The 15,493-nt window shown below is 37.2% G+C and carries 17 protein-coding genes and 2 pseudogenes; 8 read left to right on the top strand and 11 right to left on the bottom strand.

What is annotated here, in order from left to right; translation table 11 throughout:
- The first annotated feature begins 66 nt into the window (after positions 1 to 66).
- From I6F53_RS11945 to I6F53_RS11930, 4 genes are read left to right on the top strand one after another with little or no spacing between them, the layout of a single operon-like run.
- Positions 67 to 987: a dialkylrecorsinol condensing enzyme gene (locus I6F53_RS11945; protein WP_149593015.1), complete on the top strand. Its 921-nt coding sequence runs from the start codon at positions 67 to 69 to the stop codon at positions 985 to 987.
- 9 nt (positions 988 to 996) lie between these two features.
- Positions 997 to 2,151 carry a beta-ketoacyl-ACP synthase III gene (locus I6F53_RS11940; protein WP_197239677.1) on the top strand — a complete coding sequence of 385 codons (1,155 nt, stop codon included), beginning with the start codon at positions 997 to 999 and terminating at the stop codon, positions 2,149 to 2,151.
- Positions 2,152 to 2,164: 13 nt separating this feature from the next.
- Complete coding sequence (locus I6F53_RS11935; RefSeq protein ID WP_166421366.1) at positions 2,165 to 2,566, top strand: hypothetical protein; 402 nt, start codon at positions 2,165 to 2,167, stop codon at positions 2,564 to 2,566.
- Positions 2,567 to 2,576: 10 nt separating this feature from the next.
- A complete protein-coding gene (locus tag I6F53_RS11930) occupies positions 2,577 to 3,581 on the top strand; it encodes a BtrH N-terminal domain-containing protein (protein ID WP_166421365.1) in 1,005 nt (334 codons plus the stop codon).
- Positions 3,582 to 3,645: 64 nt separating this feature from the next.
- Here the strand turns inward: I6F53_RS11930 and dapA are convergent, their stop codons facing one another.
- Positions 3,646 to 4,563, bottom strand: coding sequence for a 4-hydroxy-tetrahydrodipicolinate synthase (gene dapA / locus I6F53_RS11925; RefSeq protein WP_197239676.1), 918 nt, complete (start codon positions 4,561 to 4,563; stop codon positions 3,646 to 3,648).
- Between the two features lie 171 nt (positions 4,564 to 4,734).
- Between dapA and I6F53_RS11920 the strand changes: the two genes are divergently transcribed.
- Entirely contained in the window at positions 4,735 to 5,388 is a 654-nt protein-coding gene (locus I6F53_RS11920) for a DUF6058 family natural product biosynthesis protein (RefSeq protein ID WP_165740781.1), read from the top strand.
- Between the two features lie 9 nt (positions 5,389 to 5,397).
- Here I6F53_RS11920 and I6F53_RS11915 read toward each other — a convergent pair whose 3' ends face one another.
- The 7 genes from I6F53_RS11915 to I6F53_RS11885 form a co-directional block, all read right to left on the bottom strand.
- A complete protein-coding gene (locus I6F53_RS11915; RefSeq protein WP_197139361.1) occupies positions 5,398 to 6,162 on the bottom strand; it encodes a 2-keto-4-pentenoate hydratase in 765 nt (254 codons plus the stop codon).
- Between the two features lie 130 nt (positions 6,163 to 6,292).
- A complete protein-coding gene (locus I6F53_RS11910) occupies positions 6,293 to 6,697 on the bottom strand; it encodes a hypothetical protein (protein WP_197139360.1) in 405 nt (134 codons plus the stop codon).
- Positions 6,698 to 6,806: 109 nt separating this feature from the next.
- Positions 6,807 to 6,965 carry a hypothetical protein gene (locus tag I6F53_RS11905; protein WP_007378675.1) on the bottom strand — a complete coding sequence of 53 codons (159 nt, stop codon included), beginning with the start codon at positions 6,963 to 6,965 and terminating at the stop codon, positions 6,807 to 6,809.
- Positions 6,966 to 6,991: 26 nt separating this feature from the next.
- A complete protein-coding gene (locus I6F53_RS11900) occupies positions 6,992 to 7,336 on the bottom strand; it encodes a hypothetical protein (protein ID WP_165740778.1) in 345 nt (114 codons plus the stop codon).
- 431 nt (positions 7,337 to 7,767) lie between these two features.
- Positions 7,768 to 8,055, bottom strand: coding sequence for a putative quinol monooxygenase (locus I6F53_RS11895; protein ID WP_165741650.1), 288 nt, complete (start codon positions 8,053 to 8,055; stop codon positions 7,768 to 7,770).
- A gap of 78 nt (positions 8,056 to 8,133) precedes the next feature.
- On the bottom strand, positions 8,134 to 8,949 hold the full coding sequence (gene dkgB, locus I6F53_RS11890; protein ID WP_197175928.1) for a 2,5-didehydrogluconate reductase DkgB: 816 nt from the start codon (positions 8,947 to 8,949) through the stop codon (positions 8,134 to 8,136).
- 147 nt (positions 8,950 to 9,096) lie between these two features.
- Positions 9,097 to 10,269 (bottom strand): MFS transporter, encoded by a 1,173-nt coding sequence (locus tag I6F53_RS11885; RefSeq protein WP_197239675.1) that lies wholly within the window; start codon positions 10,267 to 10,269, stop codon positions 9,097 to 9,099.
- 116 nt (positions 10,270 to 10,385) lie between these two features.
- On the opposite strand from I6F53_RS11885, the pseudogene I6F53_RS11880 reads away from it, so the two are divergent.
- Positions 10,386 to 11,272, top strand: a pseudogene (locus tag I6F53_RS11880) (LysR family transcriptional regulator).
- Positions 11,273 to 11,294: 22 nt separating this feature from the next.
- Here I6F53_RS11880 and I6F53_RS11875 read toward each other — a convergent pair.
- Entirely contained in the window at positions 11,295 to 11,774 is a 480-nt protein-coding gene (locus tag I6F53_RS11875) for a hypothetical protein (RefSeq protein ID WP_197239673.1), read from the bottom strand.
- Positions 11,775 to 11,943: 169 nt separating this feature from the next.
- Here I6F53_RS11875 and I6F53_RS20805 point away from each other — a divergent pair.
- A pseudogene (locus tag I6F53_RS20805) lies at positions 11,944 to 12,191 on the top strand (LysR family transcriptional regulator); the annotation flags it as partial.
- 258 nt (positions 12,192 to 12,449) lie between these two features.
- The gene (locus I6F53_RS11870) at positions 12,450 to 13,490 is read left to right on the top strand and encodes a metal-dependent hydrolase (RefSeq protein ID WP_197239672.1); all 1,041 of its coding nucleotides are present in this window, start codon (positions 12,450 to 12,452) and stop codon (positions 13,488 to 13,490) included.
- A 74-nt stretch (positions 13,491 to 13,564) separates the two neighbouring features.
- Here I6F53_RS11870 and I6F53_RS11865 read toward each other — a convergent pair whose 3' ends face one another.
- Positions 13,565 to 14,527, bottom strand: coding sequence for a sensor domain-containing diguanylate cyclase (locus tag I6F53_RS11865; RefSeq protein ID WP_197239670.1), 963 nt, complete (start codon positions 14,525 to 14,527; stop codon positions 13,565 to 13,567).
- Between the two features lie 328 nt (positions 14,528 to 14,855).
- Entirely contained in the window at positions 14,856 to 15,125 is a 270-nt protein-coding gene (locus tag I6F53_RS11860; RefSeq protein ID WP_007580861.1) for a hypothetical protein, read from the bottom strand.
- Positions 15,126 to 15,493 lie beyond the last annotated feature (368 nt).

Raw genomic sequence — 15,493 nt, 5'->3', positions numbered from 1 at the left:
AGTATGGTTTGAGTTTTTATATTGGGTATAATAGCTGACTATTAGGAAGTTATAAAAGGTAAAAGGATGCACAAAGTACTCGTTATTCATTATTCTCAAACAGGTCAACTCACCAAAATTGCAGATTCAATTGTAAAACCTCTGCAAAATGATGATGAAATTACGGTAGATTACCTTAATTTAAAACCTGAAAAAGAATACCCATTCCCTTGGCCTTTTTTAACCTTTTTTCATATTTTTCCTGAATGTGTAAAAATGACGCCGCAACCAATGAAAGTTGTTGAGCCCGCTCATAGCGATTACGACTTAATTATTTTAACGTATCAAGTATGGTTTTTATCTCCATCGCTCCCTATTTCATCATTTATGCAATCACCACAAGCAAATAAACTACTAAACAATAAACCCGTTATTACCGTTATTGGTTGTCGTGGCATGTGGTTAAGCGCACAAGAAAAAATGAAACAGCTACTTAAAAATGTCAATGCTAACCTAATCGATAATGTGGTGCTTAGTGATGAATGCGGTACTGGCTTTAGCTTTTTAGCAACACCACTTTGGATGTTCACAGGAAAGAAAAAACCTGTTTCGTGGGTGCCTGCAGCAGGTATCGCCGAAAAAGAAATTATTGATGCAAGCCGCTTTGGTATCGCAATAAAAAAATCAATTAACAATTTACCCAATACGCAACAGCTTCAACATTCTGTATTAAAAGGATTAGGAGCAGTTAAAGTAAATGAGAGATTTATTGCCAGTGAACGTGTTGGTCAACATAGCTTTAAGATTTGGAGTAAAATCCTAACAGCTTTGGGTCCTATGCACTCAAAGCGTCGAAGTTGTGGGCTTATAATCTATGTGCTATTTTTGCTCACCTTAATTATTACTGTGGTGCCAATTACAGCAATAATAAAAAAATTAATTGCCCCTTTAACAAGAAAAAAAATTGCAAAGCAAAAAGCCTATTTTGCTGAGCCTTCTGGAGAGTAGTTTTACGTTATGGAAAATGCCGTATACATAAATAACTTACATGCTGTTTTACCGAATAGCCCTGTTAATAATAAAGAAATGGAAGTTGTATTAGGTGAAGTTGGAGGGCAACGCTCGCGCGCTAAACCTGTTATTTTACGCAGCAATCAAATAAAAAATCGTCATTACGCTATTGATCCACAAACTGGCGAATATAATTACACAAATGCATCGTTAGCAGCTGAAGCTGTAAAAGGATTATTTACTAAAGAAGGTACCCAACTAGAGCAACTAGACTCTTTGGTGGCAAGTACCTCTATGGCTGATCAGATCATGCCTAATCACGGTGTAATGGTCCATGGAGAGCTTAAAAACCCAAGCCTTGAAGTTATCTCAACTGCAGGTATTTGTTTGTGCGGAATGACGGCTCTTAAATATGCTTACTTAAATGTTAAGGCTGGTGAGAGTAAGCACAGTGCAGTCGTTGCCAGTGAGCTTGCATCCAATGTAATGCACTCAAGAAACTTTGCCGCCGAAAGCGATTATAAAGTTGATATGCTCAACCAGAAGCCTGAAATTGCTTTTGAAAAAGACTTCCTTCGTTGGATGTTATCTGACGGTGCTGGCGCAGCATTATTAAGTAATCAAGCTAACCCTACAGGTTTATCACTTCGTATTGATTGGATTGATATTGTTTCTTATGCAGACCAACTTGAAGCGTGTATGTATGCAGGGGCTGAAAAAATAGATGGCGTATTAAAAAGTTGGACCCGTTTTGATTCAAAAGAACGTGAACAACAATCAATACTTTCTGTTAAGCAAGATGTAAAACTACTTAACGAAAACATCGTTAAATTTACGGTTGAAGATGCACTTAGTAAAATAATAAAAAAACGCGCCATAAAAGCCAGTGATTATGATTTCTTTTTGCCGCATTATTCGTCAGGTTACTTTCGCGAACGTTTATTTGAAGGATTAAATAATATTGACTTTCAAATCCCTTACGACAAATGGTTTACTAACTTAACAGAAAAAGGCAACACAGGGTCTGCATCTATTTTCATTATGCTTGATGAGCTTTTTAAATCAGGTAAATTAATTAATGGCCAAAAGCTACTGTGTTATGTACCTGAGAGCGGTCGTTTTTCAAGTGCATTTATGCAGTTAAGTGTCGTAAGCCAATAGTTTAGAGTCCATTATGAAAAAAGATGAAGTACCTCAAGATAATAGCAAAAGCTATCAGGGTCAAAACAAGTTACTTTACGCGGTAGACGACAGCGGACATTATCACGGTGTTAAATCATCTGGCTGGGAAGTAGAAAATTTTGCAACCCAATTAGCGGTAGACGATTTAAATGAACAAACAAGCCAAGCTCTATCTGATGCTCATTCGGGGCTAATTTCTCCGCTTGGTTATCATATGCTCGCAAGACGCTTTGATGTTTCGACCCTTGCTGCCGCGAGTGGTTTTTTTCAATGGCAAATTAATCGTCATTTGCGTCCCGCTATTTTTTTAACGTTATCTGATAAAAAAATTAACCGCTATTGCGATACACTAAAAATTAGTCGTGACGCTTTACTCTCACTGCCCTCACAATAACGAACCTTTCATGCCTGACATTATTTTACCTATTAACCACCTACAATCTTCACATTGTGAAACGGGTGTAGTTGCCACACTTTTACAAAGTAAAGGCATTGATATGAGCGAGCCAATGGCTTTTGGTCTTGCTTCAGCACTTACCTTTGCTTACTTGCCTTTTGTAAAAATTAGTGGAATGCCATTAATTGCTTATCGCATGCCTCCAAAAACAATCATTAAAAAGGTATGTAAAAAATTAAATATTGAATTAGAAACGCGCAAATTCTCGAATGCCCAAGACGGTATGCAAGCACTCGATGATGAGCTAGCTAAAGGCAATTTAGTTGGTTTACAAAGCTCTGTATATTGGCTGCCTTACTTCCCTGAAGATATGCGCTTTCACTTTAATGCACATAATCTAATTGTTTATGGGAAAAACGCTCTGGGCGAATATCTTATTAGTGACCCTGTTTTTGAGCATCCAGTAACGTGCCCCGCAGAGGATTTAAAAAATGCACGCTTTGCAAAAGGTGCACTCGCGGCAAAAGGATTAATGTATGTTATTCGCAGTACACCATCGAATATTGAGCTCAATGAAGTGATTAAGCCTGCAATCAAAAAAACAGCAAAAATGATGAATGGGTTAATATTGCCTTATTTTGGTCTTAAAGGCATTCGTCATATGGCAAAACAAATACGATTGCTTGATAAAAAGACACCTAAATATACGCGTCTTTATTTAGCTCACATTGTGCGTATGCAAGAGGAAATAGGCACAGGTGGGGCTGGTTTTAGATTTATGTACGCCAGCTTTTTAGAGCAGGCAGCCGATATATGTCAAATACCTGCACTCAACCAATGTGCAGTGCACACTACCTCAGTGGGTGATTTATGGCGAGAATTTGCAATGGATGCCGTAAAGTATTGTAAAAAGCGCGGTGATATTAGCTTAGATGATATCGCAAAAAAACTTGAACAAGTAGCTGAAGAAGAAGCAAAACTGAGTAAAATGCTACTTTCAGCTATCGCTTAAATATTAAAAGTCACCTTAGCGTGACTTTTATTTTAATAAACAGATTAAAGCTGCCACTTAATTACTAAGAAAGTAGTGCTATATCGCCTTGCTTAATACACTTAGCTGCGCCGCCTACAACATCACTGTTATTTAACTCATTAATTAACACTTCGCCTTGAGCTTGTTGTTCATCATTAAGCGGTAAATACGGTAATCTGAATACTGGGTTTACTGCACCTGTCATCATCATGGCGGTATTAATAGCAATCGGGTTTGGCTCACAGAACAACCAGTTCATCAATGGTTGTAACGACGCATTTAGCTCGTTATTTGGCGTATCCATCAACTGACGGAACAAACCAGGAATAAGGTTAGATGTCACCGAAATAACACCGTGCGCTTTATGTATGTGGCGTGCATCGTGACTTTCGTCATCGTTACCCGACCAACATGCAATACCTTGTTGCTCATAATGGGCGATGCGTTCATTGCCGCCACACTCTTTAACACCAATAAAATGCTCATGCTGTGCCAGTGGCTCAATAATATCAGGTGTTAGGTCTTGACCTGTTCGCCCTGCAACGTTGTAAATAAAGGCAGGTCCAATATCTAGCACACGCTTAAAGTGCTCTTTAACACCCGCGATTGACGTACGTCCGTAGTACGGGTTAATTTGCAGTGCTGCATCCATACCGCTGGCAAAGCCATACTTAGTTGCTTTAATAGCTTCACGGGTATTGTTACTACCAGTATTACCAACAATAACTAGTTTGTCGCCATACTTGTTTGCACTGTGCGCTATAAGCATTAAATGCTCTTCCCAGTTCATTAACTGGCCTTCGCCTGTTGTGCCACCGACTACAATGCCATCAACGCCCGCTGCAATTTGTATTTCTACGAGTTCATCGTACTTTGCTAGGTCTATTTCACCGTTTGCTAAGTATGGCGTTTTGATAGCTGTAATAAGGCTTGCTTGTTTAATTTTCTCTAGGGTGCGCATAAAAAATCATTATTTATAAAACTTGCGCTATTTGTAACATAATTGCCGATACTTTTGGAGGTGTAAGCGCACATTTAATTATAAAATCTCTTGTGTTATTAAGTTTGGTAATACAAAATGAATGACTGTATATATAAACAGTATTTTATTTTTAACGATACCAGAGGCTTTATGCGTTTATCTGACTACTTAGCAACTCATTTTTATAACACCGATGAACTGTGCCAAGCATTAAATATAGATGCAGATACACTTTTAGCTTGGCAAGAGCGAAGTGTTTTCCCCAAACCAAGCTACTGTATTAAAAGTCAACTTAGCTGCAGCTCATATTCAGGTTTGTATGAATGCGAAGAGTATGACGACTATTACCCGCGCGGCTGTGTTAATTGGGGTCAAGGTCTTTTAAAACAAAAAATAGAATCATCAAGCCATGCTTTTAATTATTTTGCACAGCAATATACTGCAAGCCTAACTAAACTCGCTCAGCAAGGATTTACGTTTAGCGAAGAGCTATTTGGCTGCGAAATAGACGAGCACTTGCAGCAAATTTGGCAACAGTTTTTATGCAGTAAGTACGGCGTGCTTACTCAAAATGGATTAATAGACGAAATAGTCTCGGTAGATATTGGCAGGTTATTAGTTGACGACATTACCGAACTGCGCAGTAAAGCGAGTTTAAACCAAGACGAAAGAGCGCTACTACACCCAGCCATGAAGCTTTTAAACAAAGCACTAGGACACGGCGCCGACCATGAAAAACAACAAACATTGCGCACCCGTTACATAGATGCGCTTATTTTAAAGTACGATTTATCTATTAAATAACGTTTAAATTTACTTTGATAAAAACGTAGTGCTAAATGACCCTAAGTCTTCGTAACTAATCGTGGTTAACTGATCGGTATTAAGCTCAACAACACCACAGTAAGAGCCCGTTATAAACACTTGCCCTGCTTCTAAGTTGATTCCTTTGGCTGATAAGTAATTAACCGCCCAATAAAGTGGAAGTTGCGCAAGTTCTGCAGGGTGAATACCCGCCAAGCTTAACTCAGCTTCAATTTGCTTAACGTTAATGTTTACACTACTTGCGTTATACGCTTTGGCTTTATCTATTTTTGGGCCTAAATACACGCCTTGATTAGATAAACCATCGGCCAGCTTTTCAATGTGAGTGCTTGGAGTGTCTTCATCAAACCTTTTTTGAATAAGCTCAAGTGCTAAGTGGGCGCTGGCAAATGCAGTATCCACGTCTTCATTTGTATAGGTTTTATTACTTGGTAAATCGCTTTGCAAAATAAATGCAATTTCTGGTTCTATCAGCGCTTTATCTTTTGTTGTATACAGTGGGCAATTTTCAGCTTGTTTTATAGGTGCATGTAAAAGAGGTGCTAATATAATTGAGCCATCATCTAAAGGCAGCATACACTTCCAGCCATATACAGTTTGATCATTTAAATAAATCATCAACTTTTGTACTTCTATTGCATCGTCAGTCGAGTCTAATACCAACTCTTTAGGAAAGTTTGAACGTGCTGGGTTTTCTTCTCTTTGTGCCATTAAGTGAGTAGCAATTAGTTTTAGCTGTATTGAGTTGTTCACATAAATCTCTTTAAAATACGTTACTGGTTAATCAGTAAATAGGAAGGATTACATTATTAATTTAGGCATTAGTACATCGTGTTAAATGCCTATAATTAAAATTGTATTTAAAACAAAGCGTGGTAATTATTTAAGTATCAATAGATTTAAGCGAGCGTAAAAACAGCCCCAAGCCACCAAACGCTAAAACTATAATAACAATCAAATCAAACGACGTCATAGTTCGCATGCTAAACCGAACACTCGATATAACGCCAAATATTAGTGCGGTTAACGATCCTAGCGATAGCACCCAGCCTAAAATATTTTTAGAATTATAAAAAATCAGACCCACACCAAAAATAAAGGGGATCATAACCATGCCGCCTGTAACGCCAAAGCCACCTAAAGCATTAACACTATAAATACGAGAACTTAGTCCAAAATTAGAGGTCACCGAAATTGCGTTTAGCAGCATATAAAAGCCACCGCACATCATAATCAAACCAATAAAAAAATGCCCAATACCACCAGAGCTTCCACCCGCACCTTTCATTATTAATTATTCCTTTTATATTTTTAACTTAATCGTTTTAAATGGTAATTACTCGACTATTAACATTGACCGCGGTCTACATAATCAATCCGTGCACACGCGAAAACACTTATCGCGTAATTACATGCCAAATAACATAAAACCAAGATAAAAAACCATGCAAAATTGCCCATAACACAGACTCGTTAGCACTCCATGAAATAGCAATTGCTAGGGCTGTACCAAAAGAGACTCCATATTTTACTATTTCATTTCTTGAGTTTCTCATTAATTATATTCCTCGATTCTAACTTATTAGCTGCTTGATTTATTTACTAAAACTGAAAACTCTTTACCATCAATATTTATACTTGCTTCTTTGCCCAGCTCAACGACTAAAGAAGGTGCCATATGTTTTTCACCTAATTTCAGGTCGGTTGCTAAGCTTACGGTCGAGTCATCAATTGGCGTTAGTGTAAGAGCAAAACTATACGAGTTATCAACTGAAACTGATGCCTCTTCGTTTGAATTTACTACTAAAACAGGTGAACCAATTAAATTTTTATTATCATAAAATTTGGCATTTACTACAAAACTGTCATTAGCTTGTGCAAATGAAACAAAGCCTAACAACGCTACTATTGCGATTAATTTTTTCATTATTATTTCCATATAAATTGATACAACTTAAAGCTGTTAAGGCTTTATTTGCTGTGATTTTTTAGCTGGCTATTTTCTAGTGATTGATGTTACATCGTTCACTATACTTTCCATGTGCTAAGGCACTTAATAGTGCCTATGAGTGTTTCTATATTTACACCAGAGAACTTTAATGTAAACAATAAATTAAATAAGCCATTTATTAGAGTAATTTGTGATACAAAAAACGACTTTTAATAATTTTATGGAGCACTTTAGATTTCGCCACACTGCAAATTAACAAAAAAGAGTTCTAATAGATTTCATTGATATATTGGGGAAGTAGAGTATTTAGGCTGGTTAAAGTGTAAGAATAAAAGGTGATGTAAGTTAACAGCACCTATTTGAGTATTTACTTAGTTATGTAGTTTAGCTAAGTGGTATAAAACTGCTTAACCAATTGTTCTATATACATCAATACTACTATTGGTTAAAAGCCCAGTAACCTGCGTACCAAACGCTTTAAAGTGTGGCTCGTTTTTATGCGCTTCAAAGTGCTCATCAGACGCCCATTGTTCGCTAACTACATAGTCAGTATGCTCAGCATCACTTTTTACCGATAATTCATAACGTAAGCACCCTACTTCTTGGCGCGATGACTTTTGTAAATTTTCAAGTGCTGTAAGCATTACATCTGTATCAATATTTTTGCACGACAGTGCAGCTATAACCGTTAACATGTGTATTCCTTATAAAAGTTAAGGTATAGACAATCTACACCTTAAAATATTTGGTTTAACTTTGCGTTTGAGGTAAGTTTACTGATCCCACTGCGGCGCAAAGTCTGGTGTTGCTTGTCGGTCGCCACAATCTAAGCCATCAATGCGGGCTATGTCTTCATCATCTAATTTAACATGGTCGTTAAAGTTATCTTCCAAGTTTTTACGCTTAGTTGATGATGGAATTGTCGTCATGCCATTGGCGTTAACCCATGCTAAAACAACTTGTGCCGGGCCTGCATCATGCTTTTTAGCAATGTCGATAATGGTTTGATCTTTAAGCACCTTACCTACAACAAATGGCATATAAGCTGTTACATGAATATCGTGCTGGGCACAAAAAGCACGTAATTTAGTGTTAGTTAAGTACGGGTGTACCTCAACCTGATTGGTAAATATTTCACGTGAGTCAAGCGTTTGCATTGCTTCATTTAAGTTTGCAATAGTGAAATTAGATACACCAATGTGCTTAGTTAAACCAAGCTGCTTTGCTTTTAATAATTCAGTAAGATATTCACTCATTGGCTCGTCGTTAGCAGGCGATGGCCAATGAATTAGCAGTAAGTCGACCGAATCAACTTGTAGCTTTTCAAGTGACTTTTTAACGCTTGGAATAAAGTCGCTTTTATTTAATTTGTTATTCCACACTTTGGTGGTTAAGAATATTTCACTGCGCGGAATATTGCTGTCTTTTATAGCTTGACCTACTTGCTCTTCATTGCCATAAATTTGTGCGGTATCAATATGGCGAAACCCAACTTCTAGCGCCATTTTTACTGAGTTATAGGCAGTGTCACCCTCTAAGCGGAATGTTCCCATACCGAGTTCTGGCATTTCTATTACACGTTGTGTCATGGTTTATCCTTATAAAATAATCGGTTTTGAAATACAAACTTCACTGAAGCTTTACGAAATACACCTTTTACTTCTTATTACGACTGTCACTTAAAATTCTATGACCTCATAACAGGTATGAGGTCATTAATTTTAACAGAGGATAGTTTACGCTTGCTGAATTTCACGTTTATCAAGCATACCGCTGTAGCGTGTAACACCAAGTGCTAAAACAGAGATAACGGCGCCTATCCATGCTGTATCTTGCAGGGTCATGTTCTCTACTACGCTACCACCAATAATTGAGCCAAGTGCAATACCAATATTAAATGCGGCTATGTTTAAACCTGATGCAACATCTACCGCATTTGGCGTGTGCTTTTGTGCTTGCTTTACTACATAAAGTTGCAAGCCTGGCACATTACCAAAAGCAAATGCGCCCCATACTAAAATAGTAAGTACAGCAGCAATTTTTGATTCCATCGTAAAGGTAAATATCAGTAAAATAACACTCAAAGCGCTAAATATAATACTCAGTGCGCTAATTGGGCCGCGTTTGTCAGCTAACTTTCCACCCCAAATATTACCTATCGCTACCGATACACCGTAAACAAGCATTATTAAAGCAATAGCCGAAGGCGCAAAACCTGTTTGTTGCTCTAAAATAGGTGCTAAATAAGTAAACGCTGTAAACGTGCCGCCATAGCCTAATATAGTCATTAAATATACGAGTAATAAACGCGGTTTTACGATTACTTGTAGTTGTTCTTTAAACGTGGCTGGTATTGATTGTTTTAAGTTTTTTGGCACTAAAATAGAGCTGCCGATTAATGCAATTAAACCTAATACCGACACAACTAAAAACGTAGCACGCCAACCAAAGTGTTGTCCAATCCATGTACCTAGTGGCACACCAGTTACTAGTGCTACAGTAAGCCCGGTAAACATAATGGCTATTGCACTGGCTTCTTTGTCTTTGCTTACTAGGCTTGTGGCAATCATCGATCCGATTGAAAAAAACACACCATGGGCAAGCCCCGTTAAAATGCGCGCAAGTATTAATGTTTCGTAGCTTGGCGCTTGCCAAGCAAGTAAGTTACCCAATACAAATAAGCCCATTAAGCTTATTAGTACCACTTTATGATTCCAACGACCCGTTAAAGCGGTTAGCACCGGTGCACCAATGGCAACGCCAACCGCATATAAACTTACAAGCAAACCTGCTGAAGGTAGGCTTACGCCTAAGTCGTTTGCAATGGTGGGTACTAATCCCACTATTACAAACTCAGTTGTTCCTATTGCAAATGCGCTTAAGGTAAGCGCCCACAAAGCCAATGGCATAGTTATATCCTCATTAATATATGAAGAATGTAGTTTGGCTAAAATATCATTTGCAAAAAACAGCATTAGTGACAAAATACTTTTGTTAATAATGCAAAAATGGTGTTGGTATACTTATGGCTGTTCATTCAAAAACTGAAGATTTAGAAACATTTATAACGGTAGTAGATTGCGGAAGCTTTTCGGGGGCAGCTAATTTGCTCGATCAACAGGTGGCTAAAGTGTCGCGAGCTGTATCACGCCTTGAAAATACATTGCAATGCACTTTGCTAAACAGAACAACACGCCGATTAGAACTTACCGAAGAGGGCCATACTTTTATAAAATATGCGCGCGAGGGGTTAAATACGCTTTATACCGGTGAAGAAGCCATAAAGCTTTTAAAACAAGCGCCAAGTGGCAAGCTGCGAATAGATGCTGCAAGCCTTTTGTATTGCATCAACTTACGCCTTTAATTGGCGAATTTGCTAAGCAATACCCTCACATAACGCTTGATATAACCTCGCACGACAGCATTATTGATTTACTTGAACATAAAACCGATTTAGCCATACGCATTGGTGATTTAAAAGACTCAAACTTACATGCTCGTAAACTCGGCAGCAGTCAGTTACGTATTGTAGCCAGCCCAGAATATATAAAAAACAACACAGTAATTGCGCAAATTTATGATTTACAAAATCATAAGTTAATTGGTTTTAGTGACTCCCCTAAATTAAATACCTGGCCATTAGTAAAACCCGCTTTATTCACGTTTTCGCTTAGTGCAAGTAGCGGCGAAACAGTGCGCCAACTATGTATTGCAAACCAAGGCCTTGCGCTACTTTCTCACTTTATGATTGGCAATGACCTAAAAACAGGTAAATTAGTTGAAGTGTTACCCAATGCAATTAGCTCGCCAAATAACCGAGAAATTATACAAGCCGTGTATTATAAAAACAGTGCGGTATCGTCTCGCATTACTGCGTTTTTAGATTTTATAAAACCACGACTAAGCTTATAACTATATTAAAAAGCAAGTTAAATTATGCTTGGTTATTAAAAAGCAAACCTGAATTTTTATTATCTGAAGATGATGAAAACATTGAATCCATTAAAGTAGATACATTTTTTCGCACTGTTAATTGTATCGACGATAGCTCACTATCGAGTTGCTTTTTAAGTTCGCTTAGCTCTTCTACCGCTTCACCTGTAGGCGTATCAGAACTATTGGTCATTTCTCTTATTTTACTCTGCAAATCCTTAATTGATTCGATCGCTTTATTCATTTGAACCGCTGAATTGTCACTCGAATCTTCTGTCTCGCTGCTAGTGATAGACTTTACGTCTTCAGTAGCTGCAGTCGAGATCGTAGTTTTTTCGGCATCTTTATTTAAAGAAGAGTCTGCTTTAGCCTCTGTACTTTTACTAGGATCATCCGTTTTTACAGTGTTTTTATTTAAATTACTTAGGCTTGAATAGCTATTGTCATTGTATAACTGCGAAGAAAGAGTTCCTAAATTCATTTTTGCCTCATGTGTCTAAAAATTGACGACTTTATTTTTATAATTAGAGGCAATTATCATTCCAAATATGGTAACAAATTGACCATCCTTATTTTAAACGGGAACAGGACTTATAAGTCGCCACGGGGTATTATTTTGCTTAATTTAAAATGCGAGGAAAGCTATACTTTTAAAATACGCCTGCGAAAGGCTAAATATTTTATGCACAGATGAAAACGCCATAAAGCTTTAAAACAAGCGCCAAATGGTAAGCAGCTAATAGATTCGGAAAACCCTTTTGTATTGCATCAACTTACGCCTTTAATTGGTGAATTCGCTAAGTAATACCCTCACATAACGCTTGATATAACCTCATACGGCAGTACTATTAATTTACTCGAGCATAAAACAGACTTAGCCATACGTATTGGTGATTTATAAGATTCGAACTTACATGCTCGTAAACTTGGCCGTTAGTAAAACTCATTTTATTTACGTTTTCGCTTAGCGCAAGCAGCGGCGAAACAGTGCGGTATCATCGCGAATTGTGGCTTTTTTAGATTTCATAAAGCTTAGGCTTAGTTTATAAGCTCTGTATATTAATATGCTTATTAAATGTTTTAACCGATTTTTTGACGCTTTTTAATAATCAAAAAGTATAAATAACAAAAGTAGTAATTAAAGGTATTAATTAAAATGGATTCTTTAACGCAGGTAACATTAGGCAGTGCTGTAGGTTATGCGGTGTTAGGCAATAAAATAGGTCGAAAAGCCGTTTTATGGGGAGCAATTTTAGGCACGCTCCCTGATTTAGATGTATTTTTGCCATATGGCGGATCTGTAGAAGCATTTACTTATCACCGTGGCTTTAGCCATTCGTTATTAATACATTTATTAATTAGCCCGCTCATTGTATGGCTAATATTAAAAGTACACGCGGGAATGCAAATTTATAAAGTGCGCTGGTTTTGGCTAGTATTTTTAAGTTTATCTACACATGCCCTATTAGACAGCCTAACGGTATACGGTACACAATTACTCTGGCCTTTTACTGAGTACCCCTTTGCGGTTTCTAGTGTGTTTATTATTGATCCCGCTTATACGTTTCCTTTATTGATTGGCGTAATATGTACGCTGATTCCCAAAATAAAAGCAGCAACGGCTTATCGTATAAATACAGCAGCCTTAGTTTTAAGTAGCCTATATTTATTCTGTGCTTTAATTTTAAAAATAAATATTGATAACAAGGTAAAAACGGCCCTCAATAACAGGCAAATACCAGTAAATGCGTATGTTAGTACGCCTGCTCCGCTAACTACTTTGCTATGGCGTATTGTTGTGATGTCTGACGGGCAATACTATGAGGGTTATGCATCAGTATTTGACGCGCCCAACGATGTTACTTTAACGGCTTATCAAACGACGCCTTCATTGTTAAATAATATTAGCGATGAATGGGCTATAAAACGCTTGCAGTGGTTTACTAAAGGGTTTTATTCGGTACGCCAACAGCAAAGCAATATTGTACTTTCTGATTTACGTATGGGTATGGAATGCAACTATGTGTTTAATTTTGTAGTGGGTCAAAAAAATGATTCAGAAGTAAACCTTGGTAACTTTGAAAAAATAAGTCAAAGGCCAAAATTAAACAATCTTCATAAAATATGGAACAGGGTTTGGCAACCAAATGTGTCTTTAGCATCACCCGCGGCAAAAAATGACTGCAATAGCGAATAACGGCATATTATAAAATTCGTACTAGCATGAGGAAGTTAAGTGAAGTTCAAGCAGCAATTAAACTAAATAGTTCACTAAAGTGATTGCTGCTTTTTTTGCTGATACATTGCAACATCAGCATCTTGAATCATATCCTCAACTGATTTACCTGTATCGTGTTTAAAGTGTGTTACTCCTACACTGTAATCAATTTTGTATGGCTTGTTTAAGGTATTATTAGCATGCGCTATTGCATCCGCTAACCTTTGTAAAACAAACTCTGCTTTTGTCTCGTCTGAGTCGCTTAACATCGCAACAAATTCATCTCCGCCAAGTCGACCTATGACTTCGCAATCACGAAATGAACTAAGCATAATTTGTGCAAATTTATTTAATACAAAATCGCCTTCGTGGTGTCCATAAATATCATTAATTTGTTTAAACTTATTGAGATCAAACAATATAAACGACATTGATACTTTGTTTCGCCTACATACATTTAGCGTATGTTCGGCAAGGTTTAAAAAGCCACGTCGATTAGAGATTCTTGTTAACTCATCAATTGTGGCTAGTTGAATTGATTGAATTTCTCGCTCGACTAACGTGCCTAAATCTCTTAGTAATTGTTTTTCTTCATCATTGAGTTGTCTAGGTTTATTATCGGCAAGGCACAAAGTGCCTATAATGACTCCTTCCCTTAATTTTAAAGGAAAGCCTGCATAAAAGCGTACTTTAGGATCGCCTGTAACAAAGGGATTATCAAAAAACCTTTCGTCTTGAGCTGTATCTGGGATTATTAATAACTCGTCTTGATTTATGGTGTGGCCACAAAATGAGGTTTCGCGAGGAAGCTCAGGCGCATCAAGCCCCTGCCTTGATTTAAACCACTGGCGGTCTTCGTCAATCAAAGTAACCAATGAAATAGAAACATTAAACATACGCTTGGCAATACGAGTAACACGATCAAAGCGCTCTTCATGAGACGTATCTAGAATTTTTAATGCTCTAAGCGCGTGTAATCGCTCAGCTTCGTTATTTGGAATCTCAGGTTTAATCATTAAAGCTCTATTAATTTTAAATGTTTTATAAATTACGAAACTGGAGCGAATATTTTCGAGTATATCATCCGACAAACTTATTTAAACTATAAACAGTCTGCCTATTCAAACTAGAACATTACCTAAAAATAGCAATAAATAAATATTTATAAATATCAGTAAGTCGTGCCTAAATAAAGGTAAGATTCAATACGCAAAAAATTATGATTTAAACAGGTGGGAGTAGTGGTTGATACAACATAGCTACTCTTTAATGAAAAAGTAGTAGTGGCTATTTAGTTTTATTTAAATAACCACTGGATTTGGCATACTTACAAAAATAAACACTTTAATTTTGGTGCTCATATTGTCCACGGTAAACTTCAAATACTTTTAAAACAGTATGTTGCTCTTTAGTTAGGTTATCAAACCAATCATCAAACAGCTCATCATCTTCTTGCTCGCTTAGTGCCATATACCTTGCTAGTAACTCTACAATATCATTGTGGTTGCAGGTTAAAGGATTTACTTGTTGCGCCAAGGTACTGTGGTCGCGCTCTCTTAGGGTTTCCATCACCCCTTGATCAATTTGTTCTTGTTGTTGTGTTGCGTCACTCATACATAACCTCTGTAATAACTTTATAACCGTATTTGTTAACGTTTTAACTCTTAAATATAGTTATAACAGCCTAAACGCCAATAGCCAGCATTTTTGATTCAAGTGCTTATTTTTTGATTTGTTTGCGCAAATAGCCAGCAATTACGGCCTTTTTGAGGAACATTTAAATAATTTGCAATGGGGGAATAAATACGTTAAATTAAAATGATATACTATCACATATCATTTATTGAGGCGTATTATGAAACCAAATATTCATCCTGATTACCACGTGGTTGCTTTTCACGATACCGGCGTTTTTCAAGACAGTTGTCGCCTAAATTGTTAAGCAGCTTCTTTGTGTTGCTCTGGATTTAACTCCACAGCGC

The organism is Pseudoalteromonas sp. SWN29 (assembly GCF_015864465.1).
Classification (GTDB): Bacteria; Pseudomonadota; Gammaproteobacteria; order Enterobacterales; family Alteromonadaceae; genus Pseudoalteromonas.
The sequence above is the reverse complement of the archived record's forward strand: the minus strand, read 5'-3'. Positions and strand labels throughout refer to the sequence as shown.

Coding starts and splice junctions, on each gene's coding strand:
- I6F53_RS11895 (WP_165741650.1), bottom strand. CDS start 8,055: ATGTTAACGGTTATAGCTGCACTGTCGTGCAAAAATATTGATACAGAT.
- I6F53_RS11885 (WP_197239675.1), bottom strand. CDS start 10,269: ATGCCATTGGCTTTGTGGGCGCTTACCTTAAGCGCATTTGCAATAGGA.
- I6F53_RS11900 (WP_165740778.1), bottom strand. CDS start 7,336: ATGAAAAAATTAATCGCAATAGTAGCGTTGTTAGGCTTTGTTTCATTT.
- I6F53_RS11935 (WP_166421366.1), top strand. CDS start 2,165: ATGAAAAAAGATGAAGTACCTCAAGATAATAGCAAAAGCTATCAGGGT.
- I6F53_RS11865 (WP_197239670.1), bottom strand. CDS start 14,527: ATGATTAAACCTGAGATTCCAAATAACGAAGCTGAGCGATTACACGCG.
- I6F53_RS11910 (WP_197139360.1), bottom strand. CDS start 6,697: ATGAAAGGTGCGGGTGGAAGCTCTGGTGGTATTGGGCATTTTTTTATT.
- I6F53_RS11905 (WP_007378675.1), bottom strand. CDS start 6,965: ATGAGAAACTCAAGAAATGAAATAGTAAAATATGGAGTCTCTTTTGGT.
- dkgB (WP_197175928.1), bottom strand. CDS start 8,949: ATGACACAACGTGTAATAGAAATGCCAGAACTCGGTATGGGAACATTC.
- I6F53_RS11870 (WP_197239672.1), top strand. CDS start 12,450: ATGGATTCTTTAACGCAGGTAACATTAGGCAGTGCTGTAGGTTATGCG.
- I6F53_RS11920 (WP_165740781.1), top strand. CDS start 4,735: ATGCGTTTATCTGACTACTTAGCAACTCATTTTTATAACACCGATGAA.
- I6F53_RS11875 (WP_197239673.1), bottom strand. CDS start 11,774: ATGAATTTAGGAACTCTTTCTTCGCAGTTATACAATGACAATAGCTAT.
- dapA (WP_197239676.1), bottom strand. CDS start 4,563: ATGCGCACCCTAGAGAAAATTAAACAAGCAAGCCTTATTACAGCTATC.
- I6F53_RS11940 (WP_197239677.1), top strand. CDS start 997: ATGGAAAATGCCGTATACATAAATAACTTACATGCTGTTTTACCGAAT.
- I6F53_RS11860 (WP_007580861.1), bottom strand. CDS start 15,125: ATGAGTGACGCAACACAACAACAAGAACAAATTGATCAAGGGGTGATG.
- I6F53_RS11930 (WP_166421365.1), top strand. CDS start 2,577: ATGCCTGACATTATTTTACCTATTAACCACCTACAATCTTCACATTGT.
- I6F53_RS11945 (WP_149593015.1), top strand. CDS start 67: ATGCACAAAGTACTCGTTATTCATTATTCTCAAACAGGTCAACTCACC.